Genomic DNA, 22,994 nt, shown 5'->3' on the forward strand with positions numbered 1-22,994 from the left:
CCTGATGGGAGTGGTGTGGGGCATCCCCTACCTGATGATCAAGGTGGCGGTGGACGCCCCGCTCTCCCCGTCCACGGTCGTCTTCACACGCTGCGCCCTGGGCGCCGTACTCCTGCTCCCCTTCGCCCTACGACAGGGCGGCCTGACTCGTGTGGTGCGGTCGCACTGGCGCCCGATGCTGGCCTTCGCGTGCATAGAGATCATCGGCCCGTGGTTCACGCTGACGGACGCGGAACGGCACCTGTCGAGCTCTACGGCGGGTCTGCTGATCGCGGGTGTACCGATCGTGGGCGTGCTGATGGCGAGGTTCTTCGGGGACGCGGAGCGATTGGGTGCACGGCGTGTGGTCGGCCTGGGGCTGGGCCTGGCCGGGGTCACGGTCCTCACGGTCCCGCACCTGACGGGCGGCGACGCGCGCTCACTGGCGGAGGTGCTGCTGACGGTGCTCGGCTACGCGACGGCGCCGCTGATAGCAGCGCGCTACCTGAAGGACGTCCCGACGCTCCAACTGACGGCGCCGTGCCTGGCGTTGGCGGCGCTGGTCTACGCCCCGGCGGCGGCTTTGACCTGGCCGTCCACGGTGCCCTCGGCTCAGGTGTTGGCTTCCCTCGCCGGTTTGGGCGTGATCTGCACGGCGGTGGCGTTCGTGGCCTTCCTGGAACTGATCAAGGAGGTCGGTCCGACCCGCTCGACGGTGATCACGTACGTCAACCCGGCGGTCGCGGTGGCGGCGGGCGCGCTGTTCCTGGGCGAGGACCTGACGGTGGGCATCGGGGTGGCCTTCACGCTGATTCTGGCGGGGTCGGTGCTGGCGACGGCGGGGAGCGGTCCGAAGGGCGACGGTTCGGAAGGTGACGGTGCGGAGGGCGGCGGTTCGGAGGGCGGCAGTGCGAAGGCGAGCAGCTCGGAGGGCAGCGGTTCGAAGGGCGGTGCCCGCCCGGTAGCATGGTCGACACGGCAGACGAGCCGGGCGGACGGCCGCGTGGAGTGCCCCTAGCGGGAACTTCCCGAGGAACGTCCGGGCTCCACAGGGCAGGGTGATGGCTAACGGCCACCCGGGGTGACCCGCGGGACAGTGCCACAGAAAACAGACCGCCCGGCGCTTCGGCGCCGGGTAAGGGTGAAACGGTGGTGTAAGAGACCACCAGTGCCCAGGGTGACCTGGGCAGCTAGGTAAACCCCACCCGGAGCAAGGTCAAAAGGAGCGCCGCCGTAAAAAGCGCGCTCTGCGCGGACGTTCGAGGGCTGCCCGCCCGAGTCCGCGGGTAGACCGCACGAGGCCGGTGGCAACACCGGTCCTAGATGGATGGCCGTCGCCGGGAGGATCGTGAGGTCCTCCCGGACACAGAACCCGGCGTACGGCCCGGCTCGTCTGCCGCTACCTGCGGTTTTGCCTGGGGAAGGGCCTCTGACCTGTGGCGGAGGCCCTTTCCGATTTTTGAGGGGCTTGCTGCGTTAGACGGCGGAAAGTCCCTCGGACAGGGCTGAAAGTCCCTGAAAAATCCCTGCAGCGGAGGGGCACGCGAGGCCTCTGGGCTGGGTGTTCGCGAGAGCCGTCCCGTCGGAGCATGGTGCTGGAGCCGCAGGCATCGGGGCGGTCTTGGCACGGCGGGAGAACGCGGCCTCGGCATTGGCCGTCGTGTCGGCCCGGGCAAACCCATTTGGCGCGGGCTGCGGTGAGCCGGGGGTACATCGCGCGAAGCTCTTCCAGCCGCCCGGGGACCGTCTCGATGGACTCGGCCAGATGGTCCGGCTCCATCGGGCGGCTGTAAGTGTCGGCGGCCATTTCGATCAGGTCTGCGTGTTGTCCGGATGCGGGCCGATGTATCCGACGTACACGAGCCCTGTGCCGGGGCCGTCGTCGTGGAAGTACAGGCGAGGCGACACCGTGTTGCCTCCGCCGATGCGCAGGTGGGCCTGCATGAACAACTTGGTTTCCTCGGCGACGGACTTCGGTACGGGAAACGTGCGCTGGCGGCGCCAGTCGGTGTTGTTCCCGACCGTCTCCGACTCCTTCATCTTGACCTTGCCGGAGGGGAAGGGGTTCTCGCAGTCGTCCGGCAGGTTGTCGCACCAGTGGCGGAAGTCGCCGCCCGTCGTGCCTGCGGCGGACGCGGCGGCGTAGTCATTCAGGGCGCGCAGAGCGTCCCAGGCCACGGTGACCCAATTGCCGATGCACTGGGCGTCGAGGTCCTTGGTCTTCTTGGCGTTTCCCGTGAAGCGCAGATGCTTGAACTCGCCCATGCGGCCCAGGATTTCGACGAAGGTGGTGGGTCGGTCGGCTGGTTCCGGGGGCGGGGTGTGGGCGAGTGCGTGGAGGCCGGCCTCTTCGAGCTGCTTCTGAAGGAAGCGCGCTTTGCGACGGGCGTCCTGGAGATCGCTGTACAGCTGGTCGTTCTCGACGATCTGCTGCAAGTCCCGGTCCTCCGACTGCTTCAGTTGTCGGCGGAAGTCCCGGATCTCCTCGTCGCGGGACTCCTCACGCTGTTCCGCCTCCTGGAGTAGTACCTCGGCCGTCCTGAGTTCCCCGCGCAGTGCCTCAAGGCTGGAGTTGTCGGCGGCCGGGCGGGGGCGGGTGCGTTGGACGGGCAGGGTGTCCAGCGACTTGGGTAGTGGGTGGCTCAGGGCCAGCCGCTGGGGGAGCGAGGCGAGGATCGCCGCCGCGCGCCTCGGGTTCGCCTCGATCGTCGTCCGGGACATCACCGGGTGGCGCTGGGCGTCAGGCTGCCAGGCTGGGTCGACGCCGGGGCGGTAGGTGCGGATGCCACCACCGAAGACGGGGTGGTATTCGAGGGTCGCGTTGAAGGCCTGCTGCGCTTCTGGGCTGAGGACGTACATGACGGCGAGCCCGGTGAGGTGGCGGAAGGCCGGTTCGATGATCTTTTCCGTCCAGGCCTCGGGGTCCTGTCCGTAGGGGACACTCGCCACGACGATGGGAAGTCTGCGGTCCTGCTCGCAGAGTTCCTCGATGACCTCCTCCACGTCGTCCGGCTCGATGAACTTCGGGTCCGTGCCGACGTCAGCGAGACCGTCCTGGGTGGGGAGGGCATCGAGGAGCAGTTTGGCTATTCCGGGTGTGTTGGCTTTGATGTGCCGTTGGTCCGGGGCTGGCTGATGCTCGATGTCAACCTGAAGCCAGGTGCGGCGATTGTCGTGGCGGCTGCCTGAGCGGACGACCAGGGTGGACTGCCATGTGCCCTGGGCGGCGTCTTTGGTCTCGCGCAGGCGCCAGCGGGAGTACGAACCGTGGCGGCCCGCGGCTGCGTCGTGGTCGAGAGTGACGCCCTCGGCTATCTCGTTGCGGCCCTCGTCGAGGACCGAGGTGTCGTACGGCTTCATCACGCTTAACCAGTGGTGCAGTTGGCGATCGGCTTCGGCGGAGGCCGTGACGAAGTCCTTCGTGGTCGAGACGACCATGCGGTAATTACGGGGTTCCATGGGCGGCTGCCTGTGCGGTGTGGTGGGCGGGCGGTTTTGAATCGCCGAGTGCGCCGCGCTGCGGTTCGCTTGCAGCGCGCCGGTGGGGGTGCTCAGGCGGGACGCGCGGGGGTTCTGGCCGGGGGCGGGAATGGTCGGGTAAGGGTTTTGGATTGTTGATCCTCGGCCATGAGGTCGTAGATGTCGAGGGTCAGGGTCATGACTCGGTAGGTGCCGCGGACGGTTTTGTCCTCCCGCTTGACGGTTGGCAACTCTCCCAGGACATAGCCGGCTTCGTGGCGGTCGAGTTTCGACGCGGAGCAGTTCGGGACGGGTTTCGTTCCAGTGCAACGAGGGCAGCGTTGTCGCTCAGGTCACGGGTGTAGTCGGCCATGTCGGCGCGGCGTGGATGAGATACGTGCCCTTCAGACCGCCGACCCATGAGTTCGACCGGTCATCGCCCGTCACACCCGACCCCCGTCTTGCTCCCTTGCCGAAGACCTCCGCCGCCCCTTGGAGCGGCCCAGCCAGCCCAATTGGTTCCGCTTTCCCAAGCGTGACTGTGCGGTAGACGCCTCGTTCGGGCGTGGGGCGGTCGCCGCACCGACGAGGCCGCTGCCGGATCGAAGGAAGCTGAGCCGATCGGGTGCCGGGAAGCTCGGCCTTTCCGCCATCATCGGGGCATGCAAAAGCTTGAGGCGCATGAGATGCCCCTGCACAAGGTGTTCAGCAGCGACTACGACTTTCAGATCCCCGATTACCAGCGCCCCTACGCGTGGCAGGAGGAGCAGGCGGTTCAACTGCTGACAGACCTGCAGGAAGCCCTGGACCGAGGGACGGACGAACCGTACTTCCTCGGATCTGTCGTGCTCGTCAAGAACGGAGGGGCTCCGAGGGCGGACGTCATCGACGGCCAGCAGCGCCTCACGACCCTGACCATCCTCCTGTCGGTCCTGCGTGATCTCACCGAGGATCCGGAACTGCGCGGCGACCTCGACAGGCTGGTGATGGAGCCGGGCGCCAAGATCCGTGGGCTCGCGCCGAGACCGCGGCTAACCCTGCGAAGTCGCGACGCGGACTTCTTCGGGAAGTACGTGCAGACGAAAGACGCGGTAGGCACTCTGCTGACGCTCAAGGAGGACGCCTTGCGCACCGATGCGCAGAAGGCCATTCTCCGTAACGCGACAGTCCTGCACCGCAGCCTCTCGGCTTCGCCTGAGGAGGATCGGCTGAAGCTGGCTCAGATGCTCGCCGAGCGGACGTTCCTGGTAGTCGTTAGTACCCCCGACCTCGACAGCGCGCACCGGATCTTCAGTGTCATGAACTCCCGGGGGCTGGACCTGTCCCCGACCGACATCTTCAAGTCACGCATAATCGGCGATCTCGGACCGGAGGCGTCCGACGAGTGCGCCACCGTCTGGGAGGACGCCGAGGAGATGCTCGGGCGCGACGACTTCGCCGAGCTCTTCCTCCATCTGCGGATGATCTTCGCCAAGAAGCGCGCTGAACAGGAACTGCTCAAGGAGTTCCCGGAGCAGGTGCTCAGCCGCTACCTTCCCGGCAAGGCCGAGGCCTTCGTCCACGATGTCGTCCGACCGTACGCCGACGCGTACGGCAGGATCCGGGAGGCGCGTTACGAGTCGGCGTCGGGTGCGGACGCGGTCAACGCCTGGTTCCGGAGGCTCCAGCAGGTCGACAACTACGACTGGCGGCCCGCCGCTCTCTGGGCGCTGCGCCACCACGAGGACGACCCGGTCTGGCTCGACGCGTTCATGCGGGCGCTGGAGCGGCTGTCGGCAAGCCTGTTCATCCGCCGCGAGTACACCACCCCTCGGGTCAGACGCTATGCCGAATTGCTCCGGCAACTCGATGATGGACAGGGTCTCGATTCCCCCGCCCTCGAGCTGACGGATGACGAGAAGGCGGACACCCGCGCCAGGCTCGACGGCGATCTCTATCTCGTCGGCAAGATCCGCAAGTACGTGCTCCTCCGCCTCGATGAGTTGCTGGCGCGTGGGCAGGGGGTGACCTACAACCATGGGCTCATCACCGTCGAGCATGTTCTGCCGCAGAACCCGGGGTCCGGGTCGCGGTGGACCGCGTTGTTCGACGAGGAGCAGCGCGCCCGGTGGACGCACCGCCTCGGCAACCTGGTCCTGCTGAACCGCGCGAAGAACTCGGCCGCCCAGAACTACGACTTCGCCGAGAAGAAGGCCAAGTACTTCACTGGCCGTGGGGGAGTGGTCCCCTTCGCGCTGACGAGCCAGGTGCTTCAGCATGCCGAGTGGACCCCCGGGCTGCTGGGGGCGAGGCAGGACGAACTGATCGGCGTGCTCGCTGAAGAGTGGCGTCTGTAGGTACGGGGCGGGAGGCTTCGCCTTCCCCGCTTGCCACTCCCAGTTATTTCCAAAGAGTTCCAAGGACTTCCATTCTTGTGGGTGCCCAGGCTATGGTCATCCACAGCTCACGGCCCACACGTCACGCCGACTGCACCGTCGGGCCCGTGCCCCTCACGCTGCGCGGCCTCCGTACGCCTGTCCGACCGCCGCCTCCGCAGCCGTCGCTTCCACGGGAGTTCACGTCATGCCCGAATCCGTCGATTCCGCTCCGGAGCCGTCACCCGCACAGCAGCCAGCCGGGCAGCCGGCGGCCCCCGGCACCCTCGCTCTCCTCATCGCCGAACGGCTCGCCGCCTCGGATCTCGACGAGGACGCCAAGGCCGTCCTGCTCACCGCCTTCCAGGACGATGGACCGGTTCGCGGACGGATGCCGGGCGCCTATCTGCAGTCCGTCACTGTCAGCGGATTCCGCGGCATCGGCCGGACCGCACGCCTCCCGCTCACCCCCGGCCCGGGGCTCACGCTGGTCACCGGCCGCAACGGCTCCGGCAAGTCGAGCTTCGCGGAAGCCACCGAGATCGCGCTGACCGGCGACAACGCCCGCTGGCGCGGCCGCAGTGACATCTGGCGCAGAAGCTGGCGCAACCTTCACCACGGCCAGGAGCCGCAGATCGCCGTGGAGTTGCGTATCGACGGCGACCCGGAGTCCGCCACCGTGCTGCGCACGTGGCACGGAGACGACGTCGCCGACTCCGCCGCCGAACTCGACCGGCCCGGCCACGACCCCGTTCCGCTCCCGGACCTCGGCTGGCAGGAGGATCTGGCGACCTACCGTCCCTTCCTGTCGTACTCCGAACTCGGCCAGGTCATCGGCGGCAAGCCCAGCGAGATGTACGACGCCGTCGCCTCCATCCTCGGCCTGGAGCAGCTCGCCGCGGCCGACAAGCGGCTGCGCGACCTGGCCCGCGAGTACGACGCGCCCGCGAAGGAGGCCAAGGCCGGACTCCCCGCCCTGCTCGCCCTGCTGGAGAACACCGACGACCCTCGCGCCCAGGCCGCCCGTTCCGCACTCGACGGGCGGCGCCCGGACCTCGCGCGGGCGGCCGAACTGGCCGCCGGGACCGGTGCGGCGGACGAGTCACTCCTGTTCGACCTGCGCCGCCGCTCCACCCTGACCGGACCCGACACCGAGGCGGTGGCCACGGCTGTGGCCCGGCTGCGCGAGACGATCGCCGCCGCCGAGGACCTTCGGGGCACCTCCGCAGAGGACGCGCTGCAACGTGCCGAACTCCTCGCCCGCGCCCTCGCCCACCATCGCGCCCACCCCGACCTCGGTACCTGTCCCGTGTGTGGTGGCGCGGCACGGCTGGACGAGGACTGGGCGCTGGACGCGGCCGAGCAGGAACGCCTCCTGCGCACCGAGGCCGAACAGGCCCTCACCGCACGCCGGGAACTGCACGCGGCCGGCCAGGCCATCCGTGATCTCGCCGTGCCGCCTCCGGGCTGGCTGCCGCCCGAGATCGCCGCCGCCTGGGACGACTGGCTGCGGTGTCGTACCGTCTCCGAGCCGGCCGCACTGGCGTCCGTCGCGGAGAACGCCGCACGGACCGCGGCCGACGCCGCGCGGGTCACCCGTCAGGAGGCCGCGCGGAGCCTCGCCGACCAGGACGACGCCTGGCGTGACGCCGCACGGGCGCTCGCGGCCTGGCTCGACAAGGCCCACGCCGCCGAGCGGGCGATCCCGAGCCTGGCCCGCGTCAAGGCCGCCCAGAAATGGCTCAAGGCCGCCCACGACGAGATCCGCGCCGAGCGGATGCGGCCCATTGCCGAGGACGCCCAGCGCATCTGGTCCAACCTGCGCCAACAGAGCAACGTCGCCCTCGACGTGACCGTCGACGACATCAACGCCCCCGCACTCGGCGTGATGAGCCAGGGCGAACTGCACGCCCTCGCCCTCTCCCTCTTCCTTCCGCGCACCTTCCTGCCGGAGAACCCGTTCCGGTTCCTGGTCATCGACGACCCGGTGCAGTCCATGGACCCCGCCAAGGTGGACGGCCTCGCCCGCGTCCTCGCACTCCTCGCCGAACACCGCCAGGTCGTCGTCTTCACGCACGACACCCGCCTGCCGCAGGCCCTGAAGTACTTGCGGCTGCCCGCCACCGTCCTCACCGTCGACCGCCGTGAGCACTCCGCCGTACGCGTCCGCTCCGGCGACGACCCCGTCAAGCAGGCCCTGTACGACGCGAAGGCGCTCGCCAAGACCCGCGACCTGCCTGGCGACGTCGTAGCGCGGGTCCTGCCCGGCCTGTGCCGCACCGCACTGGAGGCCGCCTTCCTCGAACCGGCCCGACGCCGGCTCCTCGGTACGGGACTGCCGCACGACGAGATCGAGCGACGCATCGCCAAGGCCCACAAGCTCACCGAACTGGCTTCCCTTGCCCTTTACGGGGAGACCGACCGGGTGGGCGAGGCCATGACCGACCTCACCCGGGCCTACGGCCAGCAGGCCACCGACCATATCCGGTGGTGCAACAGGGGCTCCCACGAAGCCGTGCCCGTGGACGACGTGGAGGAGATCATCCGCCGCACCGCGGACCTCGCGAAGGCGGTGCGATCCCTGTGACCACGATCCGCCCGGTCACTCCCGTCCCGTCCGCTCGCCCGCCCCGGCTCCCTGCGGCCCTCCCGCCTCCACCGCCGTCCACCTCGACCCCCGAGGAACTGCTCGCGGGCGCGGACCGGTTGCTCGGCACGGCCACCGCCTCCACCACTGGCGTCTGGCCGCGTGCCGTGGCACTCCTGCTGCGCCATGCCCTCGAAGAGGCCCTGCGCCGCTACTGGCAGGCCCGCAAACCGCAGCTGGCCCGCTGCGCGCCGCACGCCCAGGCCCTGTGCCTGGAGTCCTACGCCGACCCCGACACGGCCCGCCGCTGGTCGGCGACCTGGGCCGGCCTCAGCCGGGCCTGCCACTACCACGGGTACGAACTCGCGCCCACGCAGGCGGAGTTGCGTTCGTGGCGGGACGATGTCGAGACGGTGCTCGGGGTCTTGGGGAGGGGAACGCTGTAAAGGGCTCCCGTGGCATGCCCGCCGGGGTCATGGCCCGTCCCGGGCCGAGCCAGGCGGCGAGTGTCCGCGCGCTCGCGGCCAGTCGGCAGGAGCGGGCGTTCGGCAGCTCCTGCCCGCTCAGGCTGTACCGTAGGCCGCCGTCAGCCACGCCAGGTCGGCCGCGGCCTTGTTCCGCGCGTTCGCGGCGCGCGTGAACAGTTCGTCGGTCTTGGTCAGCACCAGGGTGTACGGGCGCCCCTGCCGCCTCGTATGGTGGCGCACCGGCAGCTCGGCCGTGTCGATCCGGGAGTGCACGTGCCGACGTCCGTCTTTCGCGAGCGGCCACTCGAAGGTCCGCTGCGTCCGTGAGCCGAGAAACGTGCCTAGCCTGTCGCAGAGGCTGCAGCCGCACCCGGTCCATTCGATCGACCAGTCGCCCTCGTCGCGCGGTGGCGTCGCGGCGATCGTGCCGAGCCGCTCCGCGCAGTCCCAGGCGATCTTCTCGAGCGCCGCCGGCCCGCGGGTGTCCGCCAGGCGGAGCGCCGGCACCAGACACTCCAGGACGGTGTCGTCGTAACCGCGCAGGGTTCCCGTGATCTCGTCGCGCAGGGTGTCGTCGGCCGCTTTCAGCAGCCGTACCAAGGGCGAGCTCAGGGTCTCCAGCCGGGGTCGGCGGACATCGCTTCGCGTGGTGGTCCAGAGCTGGAGCTGACTGTCCAGCCAACGCCAGGTTCCGGCGGCCAGGAGCTGTGCAACCTGCGGGCTCCCGGCGGTACGCAGCGCCCCGCACAGCCCCGGCAGCGTGTCGTCGGCCCACTCGGACAGGCCGGTGCCGTACAGGTCGTGCTTCGACCCGAACCACCCCTCGACGATGCTCCGCGTCCAGTCCTCGCCGTACAGCCCAGCCGCATGCTCTCGCGCGAGCAGCTCCACGCGGAACGGTTCCAGCAGCATCGCCGCCGTACCGGCGGCCTCCAGGCCCACCGCCACATCCAGGGCCGTGGTGAGGAGTCCCGCCTCCGTCTCCAGGTGCGCCCAGAACGGCGCGAGCGACTGCGCCGCGTCACGAGCCCCCGCCAGGTCCCCGGCGTCGATGCGGTCGCGGAGTTCGCCAAGGGCCCACCGGGACCCGGCTTCGGCACGGGCCGTGAACGCAAGGTCGCGCGGCCACACGACGACCGCGGCCCGCCGGTACCACCGGTCCAGCGTGTTGCCGTAGTTGCCCATGTAGCCCTCGTACTCGGAGCTGTGGGGAGTCAGGGCCGCGTTCGGGGTGGCGGCACACACCTCGTGGTCCTGGACGTCCAGCGAGATCGGTTCGCCGCCGGTGCCGTCCGGGCCGCTCCACCAGACGAGGGTGATCTCGTCGTCGATCAACTCGTTGAGCTCGTAGTCGTCGGGGTCTGTGCCCGTCCCGCCGTCGGTGTCGTCCTCTTCGTCGTAGTAGTCGTCGTCCCACGGGTCGCTGCCGGAAGGCCAGGCGTCCCAGGTCTCCTTCACCTCGGCGAGTGCCAGCACCGCCTCGCACCCGGCCTGCTCCGCCGCTGCGCGCAGCAGCGCGGCCCGATCCGTGTCGGCGCCCTTGAGCCGGTCCCAGCTCAGGCCGCGCTGGGTGTATTCGTGATCGAGCAGGAAGACCAGCCGGTTCGGCGGGGGGAGGTCGCGGCCTCCGTAGCGTGAGGTGACCGGCGTGCTGAAATGCTCGGTGAGGCAGCGGGCCGGCTCGGTGGCGGGGCGGGCCTCCTCGGCCGGGGTCGGGGAGGCGTCGGCGAGCAGGTTGAAGGTGAGCGTCACCCGGTATCCGGTCCGGACGGCTGTGACCTGGTGACGACAGTCGGCGTAGAACGCGACGAGGGTCAGCTCCTCCTTCGACGCACGGTAGGTGACGCTCTTTCCGGCATGCTCGACGATCAGTTCACCACCGGTGTGCGCCGACGGCAGCGACACCACCAGGGAGCCCACCATCGCGTCGTCCTTCTCCGAGTCCTGGTGCGGAAGGAAGAACTGCCCCTTGCCGTAGACCAGCATCGAGTGCGGTTCGGCACGGAGACGGGAGCCGCGCGGAAGCCCGAGCTCGTCGCGGAAGTGCTCCAACGCCCTGTCGAGCAGCGCCGTCCAGCCGGTTCCGCCCAGCGTGACCTGATCCGGGGTCAGCTCCCAGGTGTCCCGGACGCTCGCATCGGCCAGCGTCTCCTCGCCCCGCCCGAACTTCGCCGGCCGCGCCACCGCGATCAGCTTCTTCGTCAGCGGTGCGCGCAGCGGAAGTCTCACCGGCCCGACGCCGGACACCTCCACGCGGAGGAGGTCCGCAGGCACCGACAGCTGTGCGCTGAACGATCCGGCGGGCCCGGAGCCCCCCAGCAGCTTCGCCAGCCGTTCCCGCGCGGTCTTCGCCATCTGTCCTCGCTCGCGTTCGTCATACCTCTTCGGTGGTGTCACGGCATCGACCGGCGCGGATGGGGAGTTGAGGCGTACGCGATCGTCCGCCGCGGCCGGGACGGTCCACGGCTCCTGCCATGACGGGCCCTTGCCGGACCAGTCTGCGTCGGCCAGGCGGCGGAGGGCGTCGGCTGTCAAGGAGAGTGGCACCGTTCAGGGACGGGCGGCGCCGCCGCGGAGCGGGCCGTCGCCGTACAGGGCGGCGAGATCGACGAGAAGGACGTCGGGACGCTTCACGGCATGGGCTTCGAGGTCGGGCCAGAAGCCGTTCAGGGAGTACAGGGCGAGGGTGGCGCCGTCGGCCTTGTGGCCTTGGGCGGTGAGCAGTTGACGGATGCGTTCGAGGCGTTGCAGGTCGGTGAGGGAGCGAGGGGTGGCGGTGGCCTTGGCCTCACCGATCAGGGTGATGGAGCGGCGGGGTTTGCGGGGGATGTCGCCGGGGGCGAGGGCGAGTACGTCCACCTCGTGCTGAGTGCGGGCGCCCGCGTCGGGGACCTCGGTGGAGCCGGTGTGCCCGATGGGCAGATGTGACAGGTCGAGGGGGAGGTGGGCGGCGGTGTAGGCGCGGGCGAGGTCTTCGAAATGCGGGCCGAGGACCTTCGAGTGAAAGGCGTGGGCTGCGGCCTGCCAGGCCCGGTCGGGGAGGCCGAGGTCGATGAGCGGGGCCTGGGGGAGGGTGACGACCTGGTTGAAGCGGATTACCGGGTCGGGCAGCGTGATGATCGGATTGCGCTGCTTGAGTACGTCTTGGGCTCGGCGGACGTAACCGGCCGATTCCAGGACCTCCAGGGGGTGGGTGGTGGCGGCGCGGTCGCGGCCGAGCGCGGCGCCGATAGCGGTGGGGGTGGTGGCTCCGTCGGCGATCGCGGTGAGCAGTTCGTAGTAGGTCGTGCGCTGCCTGATGCGGGGGTCCTCGCGCAGGAGGTATTCGGTCTCGGCGCGGGAGTAGGTGGCGCGGTCGGGGGAGAGCAGGACGCGGGTGACCCAGGTGGGGAATTCGTCGGGGCTCTGTGGCGGGTCGGTGTCGGTGAGGCGGGCGTAGCCGGGGGCGCCGCCGAGGACGGCGTGGACGAGGAAGGCGGTGTGGGCGTCGCCGATGCCCCAGAATGCGCGGGCCTCGCGGTAGTCGAATGCCGACAACCGCATGTCGATCAGAGCTCGGCCGCGCAGGGGTTTCTGACCGGAGAGAAGTTCGTGCATGACGGAGAGGGCGGAGCCGCACAGGATGAGCGCGCCGCGGGGGGCGTCGGCCGTGCCGAACTGCCCCTCGTCGTAGATGCGCTGGATCAGGCCGGGGATCTCCGGGGAGTGCTGCAGCAGGTAGGGCAACTCGTCGATGACGACCAAGGGGCGGCGGCCTGGCCGGTCGGTGGCGCGGAAGGCTGTGCGCAGCAGCTCGTCCCAGTCGTCGAGACGGAGTGCCCCGACGGGCAGACCGCTGTGCACGGCGATGGCCTGCGCGAAGCGGGCCTTCGCCGCGTGGGCGCCATCCTCCTGGACGGCTGTGATGTACAGGCCGCCCATGGCTTCGGTGAGGGCCTGCAGCAGGAACGACTTGCCATGCCGACGTCGCCCTGACACGACGGCGATCCGGAGCGTGTCGCCGGTGCGGGCGGCGAACTCGGCCAGCGTGGCCCACTCGCGGTCGCGGCGGACCACGCGTTCGGGCTTTGGGGGGATCTGCATGGGTGCTCCGTGGGCGTCATCGATCCCTAATTAGGTAATAGCGTACTGTACCTAATTAGGGTCCAATTGTGCTCACGACAGTCTGATGGTGTCCCGTCTTCCCTACGGCCTGGATGATGGAGTACGTGTGCGCCGCATTGCGAGACCCCGGAACCGGCGCGCGGGGCGAGCGACGGACGCCGGTAGACGGGGCGGTACGGAACGGCGCGCCGGGGAGAGGAGGCGTGCGCGGTTCCCCACCTCGACCGCACTCGCACTGCCGTCATACGCGTATTACGATGCCTTCATGGCGAAGGCACGCATCACCATCAGCTTGGAGCAGGACCAGGCCGAACGCATCAGGCGGCACGCGGAGCGGGCGGGCATGGACGTATCGGCCTACCTGGTGCATGCCGCAACACGCCAGATGGCTGAGAGCGATGCCATAGAGGAACAGTTCGCCGAGGTGGACGCGCTCATCGCCCGGGCGGAGCAGGCAGCGGGCGTGCTGCCCGCCGAACCCGCCCAGGAACCGCCCGCGGAACTGACGGAGCAGGAACGTCGCGAGGTGGAAGGGGCCCTGGGTCTCGTCCAGGGCCGGGACCGGCAGGGCCGCCGTCCGGGACACGCCGCGTGAGCGCACGGGTGCCGGTCTACGACACCGGCATGCTCATCGCACTCGCGGACCGCAAGGCGAAGGCGGTGGCTCTCCACGAGGGACTGCGCACGGTCCCGCACCGGGCGCTGGTGCTCGGACCGGTCCTCGCCCAGGTGTGGCGCCCCCAACCGGCGCTGGTGCACGCCCTGTCCGGCGTCCTGAAGGACTGCACGGTCCCTCAGGCCCGTACGTCCGAGCCGCCCATGCGTGAGACGAAGGCGGGCCGTCCGGAGTGTCTGGCCTGCGCGACGGGCCCGGACCTCGCGGACTGGCGCCGCATCGGCACCGCTCTGGGGCGGGCGGCCCTGCCGGCGAAGAAGCGGCCGGACGCGGTGGACGCCTGGGTGGCCCTGGCGGCGGCCCGACACGGCAGCGCGGTGATCTTCACCACCGACCCGGGGGACATCCACGCCTACCTGACGGTCCTCGCGCCGACAGACGTGCACGTGGTTGCCGTCTGACGACCTGCAGTCACGCTCCGCCCCGTCCAGTGGCCACGCAGGCGGTGAACGAGCCGTCGGCAGGAGCGCGTTGGCGGGGGTGTTCGACGCCCTTCAGCGACAGAGGGTCAGTCAGGCGAGTTCTCGGACGTTGGCGGTGTGCTGCACGTCAGCCCTTGCCACGACACCGGGGGTGGGCCGAATGCGCGACGACCGGCCCTGACCGCCAGAGTGGCCATGGCAGCGTTGGCGCCACCACCAATCACAGCGCCGATACCGAACGGTGCCACGCGACCGAGAACGATGATTCCCTGCTTGGTCCCGTACTTCGTGACGAAGTTCCTCCCCAGGATCTTGTTGATCTGACGCAACGTCTCGACTGGCACCTTGGCGACAACCTGGCGTCCCCAGTGTTGCCCCGTCCGCTCGGCGACCTTGGTGATGGTGGTGGAGCCGCTCCCGCCGAGCATGATCCCCATCACGATCGTTCGGCGGCGCTCGACCTCGTCGATGGGGATTCCGTGGACTTCGGCGAGCGAAAGCGCGAAGAGGGCGCTCAGCTCAAGAGATGACAGAGCCTCGCCTGCCGACAGCGCCAGTGCGACTCCCGTGCCGACGCCGGGCGCGGCTGCAGTTCCTCCAACTGCGGCACCCGTTCCGGTCAAGGCGCTGACGTACATCCGCTCCAGATTGCGGATTACCTGTGCTGGTGTCGCCTCTGGGTTCCGCTGGCGGGCCCGGGCTATGTTCTTGCGCACCAGTAGGCTCTGGCTGTCGATTGCCTTGTCCAGGAGGTCGAGGACTCGCTGCCCACGTACGGCTGCTGCCGGATCCGGTCCGTCGGCGGCGCCTGTTGTCATACCTTGAACTCCTTGGGTCGTTAGGTCCCAAGTCTCCCACTCAGGCTGCCAGTTCTGGAGCGTTTCCCCCAACAGCTCCTACCTGTCGAGGCTCGGAGCCGCTGCCGTCCGCCCCATCGACTGCGAGATCACTGTCAGCACCTCCCAGGGGCGCCGTATCGGCGCATACCGCCTCGTCACGACCATGACCGACCTCCACGCCCTAGCCGTCGCGGTTAGAGCCGCCCGCTGTGCGTGTCCGGGCCGGGGTCTCGCAGGCGCATTCGGCCCAGACTGACTTGCCGCCGGGCGGGTAGGGCTCGACGCCCCAGCGGTCGGCGAGGGCGGTGACCAGGAGGAGGCCACGGCCAGACTCGGCGTCCAGGTGTGTTCCGCATTCCGCAGGCGGCGACGGGAGGCGCTCGCCCCGGGCGTCGGTAACGGCGATACGGAGCAGGCCGGCCGTGGTGTCGAGGGTGAGGGTGAGTCGGAAGTCGCGGCTGTTGACACGACCGTGCAGGGCGGCGTTGGCGGCGAGTTCGGCCACGATCTGCTCGGCACGCTCGGTGACGCCGGGTGACACCGGCCACGCACGGAGCTGCTCGGCGGCGAGGAGACGAGCGAGTCGGGCTCCGCGGCGGGTGGACGACAGAAGCTGGGCGAACGTGTGTACGTTGGAGGCGAGTTGGGGTGCAGTTGCGCTCATGGGGCCACGGTGACGGGTGCGCGTGGGCGCGTTCCAGAGGTGCGGTCCGTACGCTGCGTCAGCGTACGAGCACATTCCGTGGACGGTACGACGGTTCATGCGTCACGCTGGGTGTTGTCGGCTGTGGGACGGCGAACAGCGCGGGTACGGAACCGGAGGTGGCCGCGGATGACCGACGGCTGTGTGGTGGACGACGAAGACGTGCCGGGCGGCGAGGCGGACCGGGAGCCCGATCCCTCGGACAGCCTGCGGACGTTTGGGGCAGTCATGCAGGCACTGCGCGAGCACGCGGGGTACAGCAGGACCGAGTTCGCGGACCTCGTGAGCTTCTCCAAGCACACGGTGGAGTCGGTGGAGTTGGGGCGCCGGATGCCCGACGTGGCGTTGGTGGAGCGCTCCGAGGAGGCACTGGGCAACACGGGGGCGCTGCGGAAGTCGTCGAAGTACGTGACACGTGGGCGCGGGGATGTGGGGCTTGCGGCGTGGTTCCGGCAGTGGGCGCGGCTGGAGCGGGTGGCGGTGAGTCTGTGTACGTACGAGTGCCGGCTGGTGCCGGGGTTGTTGCAGTCGGAGGGGTATGCGCGGGCGGTGTTCGAGGGGACTGTTCCGGTGGCGCCGGACAGCCTCCTGGAGGACTTCATGGCCCGGCGGATGGAGCGACAGCGGATGCTGTTCGAGCGTCCGACGACGCCGTTCAGCTTCATCGTCGAAGAGCACGACTTCCGGCGCCGGTTCGGGGATCGGGACCAGATGCGGGAGATGTTCGACCATGTGCTGGAGCTGAGCGCACCGCGGAACGTGACGCTCCAAGTCGTGCCGTTAGAGGCCGGGTTGCATGCCTGTCTGGATGGGCCGGTGCGGCTTCTGGAGACTCTCAGGGGGCAGCGGTACGCGTACTCCGAGGGGCAACAGAACGGCCGTCTGATCTCCGACGTGAAAGAGGTAAGCCTCCTCTGCCAGCGCTATGACACACTGCGCTCGCAGGCCCTGAACGCCAAGGACTCGCGGGGTCTGTTGGAGCGACTCCGAGGAGAGCTATGAGCACGAGGCCGGAACTGGCGTGGTTCAAGTCCAGCTATAGCGGCAGTCAGGGTGACGACTGCGTGGAGGTCGCCGTCACCGAACAGGCCGTGTGTGTACGGGACTCCAAGGACGTCACGCGCCCTCACTTCGCCGTCGGGCGAGGCGAGTGGTCGTGGTTCTTGGGGTTCGTGACGGGGGATTGAGCAGCGTGCGTTAGTGCAAGGAGGGCGCCTCTCTATCGGTCACTCACCGGATTCGGCGGGTAGGAGGGAGCCCAACTCGGGTGACCCGTAGGTCAGGAAGACTAGGTCGCTGTCGCTGCTGGCGTCCCAGGTATCGCGGTCGAATGTGACGGGGACTGAGGATGCGGGCGGCTGAACCAAGTAGCACTCGACGGACGTCACGCCATCGGAGCGGCCGAAGGACACACGGGCGTCGTCACGCGGAAGGAAGAAACTGTAGATACCGGGGCGTCCGTCGTCTGGGGTCAGCCAGCGGCCTGAGAGACGATTGTTCGTGAGCTTGGTGGCAAGGTCTGACGGGGTGATGTCTCCCGTCAGGTCCGGCGGGGTCTTGATGGTGATGTCGTCGTCGGGGGTGCCGAGGCCGTCGGTGCTGACGGGCTGGTTGCTGATGTCGTCGATCTGAGTTCGGATGCCGGCGATCTCGCGAGCGATGGCTTCGTCACTGAGGTCCGCTGCGAGAACGAGGTCCTCGATGACCTTCTCGACGGTGCCGAGGACGGGGGCGGCGCCGCCGAGAATGTTGGTGAAGTCGTCGTAGTCCTCCTTGATGCCCTTATAGACCTGCTCCTCCACAGTGTCTTCGTAGAAATAGTTGCTGATCTGGAGGTGCTCGTAGGCGGCGCCGATGCGGTCGATTCGGCCGATGCGCTGCTCGACGCGCATCAGGTTCCAGGGCATGTCGTAGTTGACGAGGCGGCCTGACGTCTGCAGGTTCAGGCCCTCGCTCATGGAGTCGGTGCCGATCAGGACCTCGATATCGCCGTTGCGGAAGCGGGTTTTGATTTCAGCCTTAGTGACTGGGTTCCACTTCTCTGCTACGGAATCGTAGGTCTCGCCGCCGCGGCCCGAGTAACAGCCGAGCCTGTAATAGCCAGCGGCCAGGAGGCGCGCGCGGACATAGTCCATGGTGTCGGTGTACTGAGTGAAGACCACTGCGGAGTCGTACGTTTTGAACGACTCGGCCAGGTCTTCGACGAGCTTCTTGGCTTTGGTGTCCTCGCCCGTGATATCGCTGAGGTCATTGAGGAAGGAGCGGAGCTCGCCGATCTCCTCTTTGAGGCGGTCGGCGCGGACGTCGAAGGCCTCGGGGTCGAAGAGGGAGTTCTCCAGGTCGACGCCGTCGTCATCGGTGAGAAGATCGGCGAGGTTCTTGCCCTGCTCGAGTACATCGAGGCGGCGTTGCAGGGACTGCTTGATCGCTTCGAAGGAGGAGGTCAGCCGGCGTCGGTAGACAGTCATGATGAAGCCGAGGGCCTTGGTGGCCTTGTCGGACTTGTATGCGTTGTAGTGGCGGCGGATGTACTCCTCGATGCGCTCGTACAGCTTCCGCTCGTTCGCCGCCAGGGGGATGAACTCGTCGGTGACGTGCCGGTGCGGGATGACGATTGAAGCCGGGATGATGCCGGCCGCCTGGTAGGCCCGCATGGTCTTGCGGGTGTTGCGGAAGACCCGATCGCGTATCGGGGTGTGGCGGCGAGCCCACTTTTCCATCCACTCGGAGGTGGCGTTAGGGAACTGTGCCCTGAGGTCCGGTGAGGGGGGATTGCCTGCCATCCCGGTCACCGTCAACGCGTCGGCCCATCCGAGTGCGTCGTCGACTTGCTGCTCCAGCTCAGTGTCACGTTCGGCGAGGGGGTCGGAGAAGTAGTCCTCCAGCATGTCGCAGATGAGTTTCCAACCGCGCCTCTCAGGCGGGTCGCCGAGATAGGTGAAGTATTGCGTGAAGAAGAACGCCTGCTCACCCCACTTGCCCGGCAGCCCGAGGAGCTCGACAAGGTCCCAGGCCTCATGGGCGTGCATCTGCATCGGGGTCGCCGAAGCGAGGTAGAGCGCACGCCACAGGTCGCGTTTCTTCATCTCCTGGAGCAGCCCGAGTAGGGAGTTGGGAGTGTCGGTCGCCTTGGAGCCGCGCCGGCGGGCGTGATGGGCCTCATCGACGAGGACGACATCCCACGGTCCGGCATCGAGGATCTCAGTACGGCGAGTGCGGCGGCGTGCGAGATGGGAGGAGGCGAGCACGATCGGGAAGGCTGACCAGGGGTTCGCCCCTGGATCGGTCGTGATGGGCTGGTCGAACCGGTCGAAGAAGCCACCCTTGTCGTAACGGGCGACATCGAGGTTCATCTTCTCGTGGAGTTCTTCCTGCCACTGCTTCATCACCGAGGCAGGCACCAGCAACAGCGCCTTCCTCGCTCGGCCGGAGGTGAAGAGCTCGCGTAGCACCATGCCTGCTTCGACAGTCTTGCCAAGACCAACCTCATCGGCGAAGAGATAGCCGCGCGGGTACGTCGACACCACCCGATGGATCAGCTCGGCCTGGTGCGGCAGCGGCTGAGCCCATGCTGTACCTACGCCAGTCCACGCGGATGCTTTCGGTGAATCCCGGAGAGCGACCAGCTCGTCCCAGGCCGCCTGGGTATCGACGTCCACGTCGGTAGGCGGTGCTTCGTGATCGGTCTCTTCGATCTTTGGCTGTGGCGCGAGCGTGTTGAAGTGGAACGGCGGAGCATCCGGGGCGTGCTCTATCAGGTGTTCCCGGACGGCAGTGGGGAGGTCGATGATCGCCCAACCCTCGTCGGGGTTGGCACGCCAGTGCCGATCGAAGGCTCGCTCTTTGGGCTCGCCGTAGTCCTCCCAGGACTCGGTACGCCAGGAGCGGTAGGCGTCGAAGGTCTCGTGGTTCTTCACCCATGCGGTGACCGAAGCGTTGTTGGAGCCGCTGAATGCGACCTTTTGGCCGTAGCGGTCTGTGAAGATGCCGTACTTAGTGTGGAAGTAGCGGCCCGACTCCCGGTGGGTGAGCAGGTGGCCGTGCTTGTCGATCGGGATGCCGACCCGGATGTGGAGCCGGTCGTTGGCAACCATCCAGGCCAGCACGCTGAGGTGCTCGCTCTGCACGATCTTCGTGCCCTCCAGGCCAGGGTCTGCCAGTAAACGTTCGGCAACCACATCGTCGAGCGGAGTGCCAGAGAGCACCGCGTCGACGTCCTTCTTGCCAAGCTGGGCGCCGACGATGAGTCTCATCACGCCGCCACCGGCGATGAAGTACGCCGTGCCCTGAGCGGCGAACTGCAGCTCTGCCCCGGACCAGTAGCCGACAGCACGGTCGTAGGCGACGGCCCTGGAAAGCAGGGGCTCGTAGAACGACTTAAACGGTGCGTCGTCGGGTGAGTACATCGCCTTCAGCGTCACCCTGCGAAACGAGTCCTCGGCCGTGGCAGGTTCGTGGTTGAAGAGACCATCCTGCGCCGGTGCCGCTGGCTTGGCGGCACCGGGAAACAATGCATCGTCGTGCTCGGCCAACCTCACTCCATCTCGAAGAGAGCGACTGGTTCGTCAATCTGCGTTACAGGTAGATCGTCGGCTGGGAGCTGAACACTATCGAAGTAGAGCGTGCACAGCGTGTCGAGAAGCCCCGCCTCCGGGTAGAGCCACGCGCCCTTTGACTTCTTTCGAGGGATTGCGTTAATCAGGCCCTGGATGGCGGCAATGAACGAACGGTCACTTGTGTAGCCATGCCGATCGACGAAACGCTTTGCAGCTTGCATGCCGTCAACCTTGGCGATGTAGAGCATCGTGTCGACGGCATCGATGAGGTGCTCGAACCTGGCTGCCTCTGGGCGGACTCCAGGAGCATCGCCTTCGTTGCCCCTTCGGATCCGCTCTTCAGGTGCCAGCAACTCCACGGTTCCCGCCTTCTTTTTAAGCACCTTGGCTTTCGTTAGGTAGTCGATGTCGAGTCCGCCAACGGCTAGGGCAAGAAGCCGCGCAGCATCGAAGTCGGATTCTCGCGCCTTGAAGATGTCCCAGGCCATGAGTACAAAGTCGGTAAGGCTATCGACTCGGACCACTTCGCCCACGAGGCGGCGACGTCGGAGTTCGACAATCTCCTCACGTGCGATGTTCAGAGCCTCTTCCGGCCTCAGGAGTCGATCGGCTCCGTTCTCGTCGGGTACCGACGAGTAGACGGGCCAGTTCCGCGAGATGACAGACAGTGCGGGGCCGTAGGTGGCGAGCATGAGGTCGACACCTTCGATACCATCTTCGGCGAAGCGGAGCGACGCACTTCGTGCTTCTGCGCGGACCTCCGGCGCTACGTCTTCGAGGTACCGCTTCCCGCCATCATCGCTCCGGTCCCGCTTACGACAAACCAGCATGATGGTGGACTCTGCGGCGTTCTTGTTGGCTTGGTGGCTGCTGGACTCCGACTCAGTAGCGATGGGCCAGGACGTCTCGACCGTGAACCCCGCAGAGATCAACGCCGAGCCCAATGCATCCCATGCCCGAGCGTTCTTGTTGGTGAACATCACCGTGAGTACGCCTCCGGCGCACAGCATTCTGCGGCACTCAGTGAAGATCGCGGCCATCTTTGCCTCGTAGTCGAGGTCAGCGATCTCCTTCTTACGGCGACCCAACGCTGCGAACCGCGCGTCGTTGGTGACAGCCTCGTTGTCGAGGTCGGTGTTCTCTTCTTCGAAGAGCTCCGGCGCCACGAGGCCGAGGGTCTCCCGCTCCCAGGCATAGAAGAAGTTGGAGAGCTCGGAGTACATGACATTGGCGTAGTACGGCGGATCCATGCAGATGTGTTGGATGGATCCGTCAGGCACGGATGGGATGTCGGCCGCGGTCCCGGCGGTGACCTGCACCTGGCGATCCAGGCGTGCACCGGGCGCGCTGCTGCCAGTCTCTTCGAGAAGACGTGCAATCTCGTCGTAAGCATCGACCAACTGGTCCAAACACCACGGCAGCAGCTCCCCTGGGCCCGGAAACTCGACGAAGGTCCACTTGAATGCGAAGTTGTGTTTCTCAAAGACAGCGCGAGTCGACTGACGGTTCACATGCCAGGACGCCTGCCGTGCGTTGTAGTTCAGTGCCTTTCCCTGCATCAGCGCAAGCTCGGTCAGGATGTCTTTCGAGAGGCTCTCATCGAGCTCAGCCCTCGCTTCCGCGGCAACCTTGCGAAACGCTTGAACAAAGGCGGCATGGGTGAGGAGCTGGCGAGGCGAAAAGAAGTCGGCCCATTTGTTGATGCCGTACATCCGATGACCGCGGTCATAGTTCGACACCTCGGGAATCGAGGTCGAGGGAATAATGCCTGTGGCTTCCCAGATTCCGATGTTCTCTGCTACCAGTCGCTCAGCCTTCTGGAGTGCCTCAAGGTCGGCATCGTTCGGGGATCGGAAGGTTCGTCCAGCGGAGGTCCTGACGACAACTGCATAGAGAACCTGGGTCATGCGGCCGGCCTTTGCCTCGGCCTTGATGTAGTCGCCATCGACGACGAGATTGTCGTACGGACTGATCGCACGGCCGCCTGCAAAGAGACCCTTGTCAGCATCGAAGTCGATGTCCGGCCCGTGCACGACTTCAAATCTCGGGGTCTGCAGCTCCACTCCGTCAAGTTCAGTCAGCATCCGTACGGCGGCTGGCTTGGGAGCCTTTCGAAGCCACCAATCCGGCATCAGTGGCACGACCCGGCCAGTGCGGGGGCAAGCCACCGCATGGGCGTAGAGGTAGTTCGTAACCCTCTCCCTGCCGGCTTTCGGGAAGTACTCAAGGAGCCTGATGGTGGCGTCGTCCACGATCCGCTGACCCCACTTGCGCAGGACTGGAGTTAGCGCTGTGCCGTGTTTGGCCGGGATCGTGAGGCTTGCGTTCAGGATCGACACCGCCACGCTATTGAGGTCGTTTGCGTAGGTCGGCAAACCCAAGCGCAGCGCGGTCCACGGGATGGAGCCTCCCCCAGCGGTCACATCTGCAACGGCAGGAAGGCAGCCCCAGGTATCGACGAGGACGTCGTGCAACTCCCGGATCTCCTGCTCGCCAACACTGTTCTTGAATGCTGGGCGGTAGGTGTAAGGGTTGTCCTTGAGCTTGACGCCTGCGGCCTTGGCGGCTTCACTTGTTCGTTTCGCCAGCACAGGGTCTCCCCAAATACCGATAAGGCGGTTGAACCAGTCGCGATATGCCCATTCGGTTTGAAGCCCGCTGATCGTAGGATGCCGCTCCGCAAGTTCGTCGCTCCAGGCTGGCAGGATACCCGCCAGGACTGTGGCCGCCGAGGCGACGATAGGGCGACGAGCCCACCACTGATGGAGGGTCTTGAGCTTCGGGAACTGCCCTGGGATCGGGGCAGCTTCGCGTCGTGACTCGATACTCAGAGCTGCCACCGGCAGCC

14 protein-coding genes, 1 other RNA gene and 1 pseudogene are annotated in these 22,994 nt (G+C 67.5%); 9 read left to right on the forward strand and 7 right to left on the reverse strand.

Annotated elements, in window-relative coordinates; all coding sequences use genetic code 11:
• Positions 1 to 34: 34 nt before the first annotated feature.
• A pseudogene (locus OC490_RS11830) lies at positions 35 to 754 on the forward strand (DMT family transporter); the annotation flags it as partial.
• A 208-nt stretch (positions 755 to 962) separates the two neighbouring features.
• Positions 963 to 1,375, forward strand: an RNA gene (gene rnpB / locus OC490_RS11835) — RNase P RNA component class A.
• A 416-nt stretch (positions 1,376 to 1,791) separates the two neighbouring features.
• On the opposite strand, the gene OC490_RS11840 is transcribed toward rnpB, so the two are convergent.
• On the reverse strand, positions 1,792 to 3,438 hold the full coding sequence (locus OC490_RS11840; RefSeq protein WP_262057835.1) for a hypothetical protein: 1,647 nt from the start codon (positions 3,436 to 3,438) through the stop codon (positions 1,792 to 1,794).
• Positions 3,439 to 4,100: 662 nt separating this feature from the next.
• On the opposite strand from OC490_RS11840, the gene OC490_RS11845 reads away from it, so the two are divergent.
• The 3 genes from OC490_RS11845 to OC490_RS11855 all read left to right on the forward strand — a co-directional run bounded on the left by OC490_RS11845 (position 4,101) and on the right by OC490_RS11855 (position 8,825).
• Positions 4,101 to 5,774: a DUF262 domain-containing protein gene (locus tag OC490_RS11845; RefSeq protein ID WP_262057836.1), complete on the forward strand. Its 1,674-nt coding sequence runs from the start codon at positions 4,101 to 4,103 to the stop codon at positions 5,772 to 5,774.
• 226 nt (positions 5,775 to 6,000) lie between these two features.
• On the forward strand, positions 6,001 to 8,379 hold the full coding sequence (locus tag OC490_RS11850) for an AAA family ATPase (protein ID WP_262057837.1): 2,379 nt from the start codon (positions 6,001 to 6,003) through the stop codon (positions 8,377 to 8,379).
• A complete protein-coding gene (locus OC490_RS11855) occupies positions 8,376 to 8,825 on the forward strand; it encodes a hypothetical protein (RefSeq protein WP_262057838.1) in 450 nt (149 codons plus the stop codon). Before OC490_RS11850 ends, OC490_RS11855 begins: the two co-directional genes overlap by 4 nt.
• Before the next feature lie 117 nt (positions 8,826 to 8,942).
• On the opposite strand, the gene OC490_RS11860 is transcribed toward OC490_RS11855, so the two are convergent.
• Positions 8,943 to 11,381 carry a 2OG-Fe(II) oxygenase gene (locus OC490_RS11860; RefSeq protein WP_262057839.1) on the reverse strand — a complete coding sequence of 813 codons (2,439 nt, stop codon included), beginning with the start codon at positions 11,379 to 11,381 and terminating at the stop codon, positions 8,943 to 8,945.
• 15 nt (positions 11,382 to 11,396) lie between these two features.
• Positions 11,397 to 12,929 carry an AAA family ATPase gene (locus OC490_RS11865; protein WP_262057840.1) on the reverse strand — a complete coding sequence of 511 codons (1,533 nt, stop codon included), beginning with the start codon at positions 12,927 to 12,929 and terminating at the stop codon, positions 11,397 to 11,399.
• Positions 12,930 to 13,215: 286 nt separating this feature from the next.
• Here OC490_RS11865 and OC490_RS11870 point away from each other — a divergent pair, with 286 nt between their 5' ends.
• Both OC490_RS11870 and OC490_RS11875 read left to right on the forward strand, forming a co-directional pair.
• The gene (locus OC490_RS11870) at positions 13,216 to 13,545 is read left to right on the forward strand and encodes a plasmid mobilization protein (protein WP_262057841.1); all 330 of its coding nucleotides are present in this window, start codon (positions 13,216 to 13,218) and stop codon (positions 13,543 to 13,545) included.
• Complete coding sequence (locus tag OC490_RS11875; protein ID WP_262057842.1) at positions 13,542 to 14,027, forward strand: hypothetical protein; 486 nt, start codon at positions 13,542 to 13,544, stop codon at positions 14,025 to 14,027. The genes OC490_RS11870 and OC490_RS11875 overlap by 4 nt, the downstream gene beginning before the upstream one ends.
• Positions 14,028 to 14,134: 107 nt before the next feature.
• Here OC490_RS11875 and OC490_RS11880 read toward each other — a convergent pair whose 3' ends face one another.
• Positions 14,135 to 14,866 (reverse strand): hypothetical protein, encoded by a 732-nt coding sequence (locus OC490_RS11880; protein ID WP_262057843.1) that lies wholly within the window; start codon positions 14,864 to 14,866, stop codon positions 14,135 to 14,137.
• Positions 14,867 to 15,068: 202 nt separating this feature from the next.
• On the reverse strand, positions 15,069 to 15,551 hold the full coding sequence (locus OC490_RS11885) for an ATP-binding protein (RefSeq protein WP_262057844.1): 483 nt from the start codon (positions 15,549 to 15,551) through the stop codon (positions 15,069 to 15,071).
• A 168-nt stretch (positions 15,552 to 15,719) separates the two neighbouring features.
• On the opposite strand from OC490_RS11885, the gene OC490_RS11890 reads away from it, so the two are divergent.
• Entirely contained in the window at positions 15,720 to 16,592 is an 873-nt protein-coding gene (locus OC490_RS11890) for a helix-turn-helix domain-containing protein (protein WP_262057845.1), read from the forward strand.
• Entirely contained in the window at positions 16,589 to 16,777 is a 189-nt protein-coding gene (locus tag OC490_RS11895; protein ID WP_262057846.1) for a DUF397 domain-containing protein, read from the forward strand. The genes OC490_RS11890 and OC490_RS11895 overlap by 4 nt, the downstream gene beginning before the upstream one ends.
• Before the next feature lie 39 nt (positions 16,778 to 16,816).
• Here OC490_RS11895 and OC490_RS11900 read toward each other — a convergent pair whose 3' ends face one another.
• Both OC490_RS11900 and OC490_RS11905 read right to left on the reverse strand, forming a co-directional pair.
• Complete coding sequence (locus OC490_RS11900; RefSeq protein WP_262057847.1) at positions 16,817 to 20,122, reverse strand: DEAD/DEAH box helicase; 3,306 nt, start codon at positions 20,120 to 20,122, stop codon at positions 16,817 to 16,819.
• Positions 20,123 to 20,124: 2 nt separating this feature from the next.
• Positions 20,125 to 22,986 (reverse strand): DUF1156 domain-containing protein, encoded by a 2,862-nt coding sequence (locus OC490_RS11905; protein ID WP_262057848.1) that lies wholly within the window; start codon positions 22,984 to 22,986, stop codon positions 20,125 to 20,127.
• Positions 22,987 to 22,994 lie beyond the last annotated feature (8 nt).

The sequence above is a fragment of the Streptomyces sp. STR69 genome, from assembly GCF_024519455.1.
Taxonomy (GTDB): Bacteria; Actinomycetota; Actinomycetes; order Streptomycetales; family Streptomycetaceae; genus Streptomyces.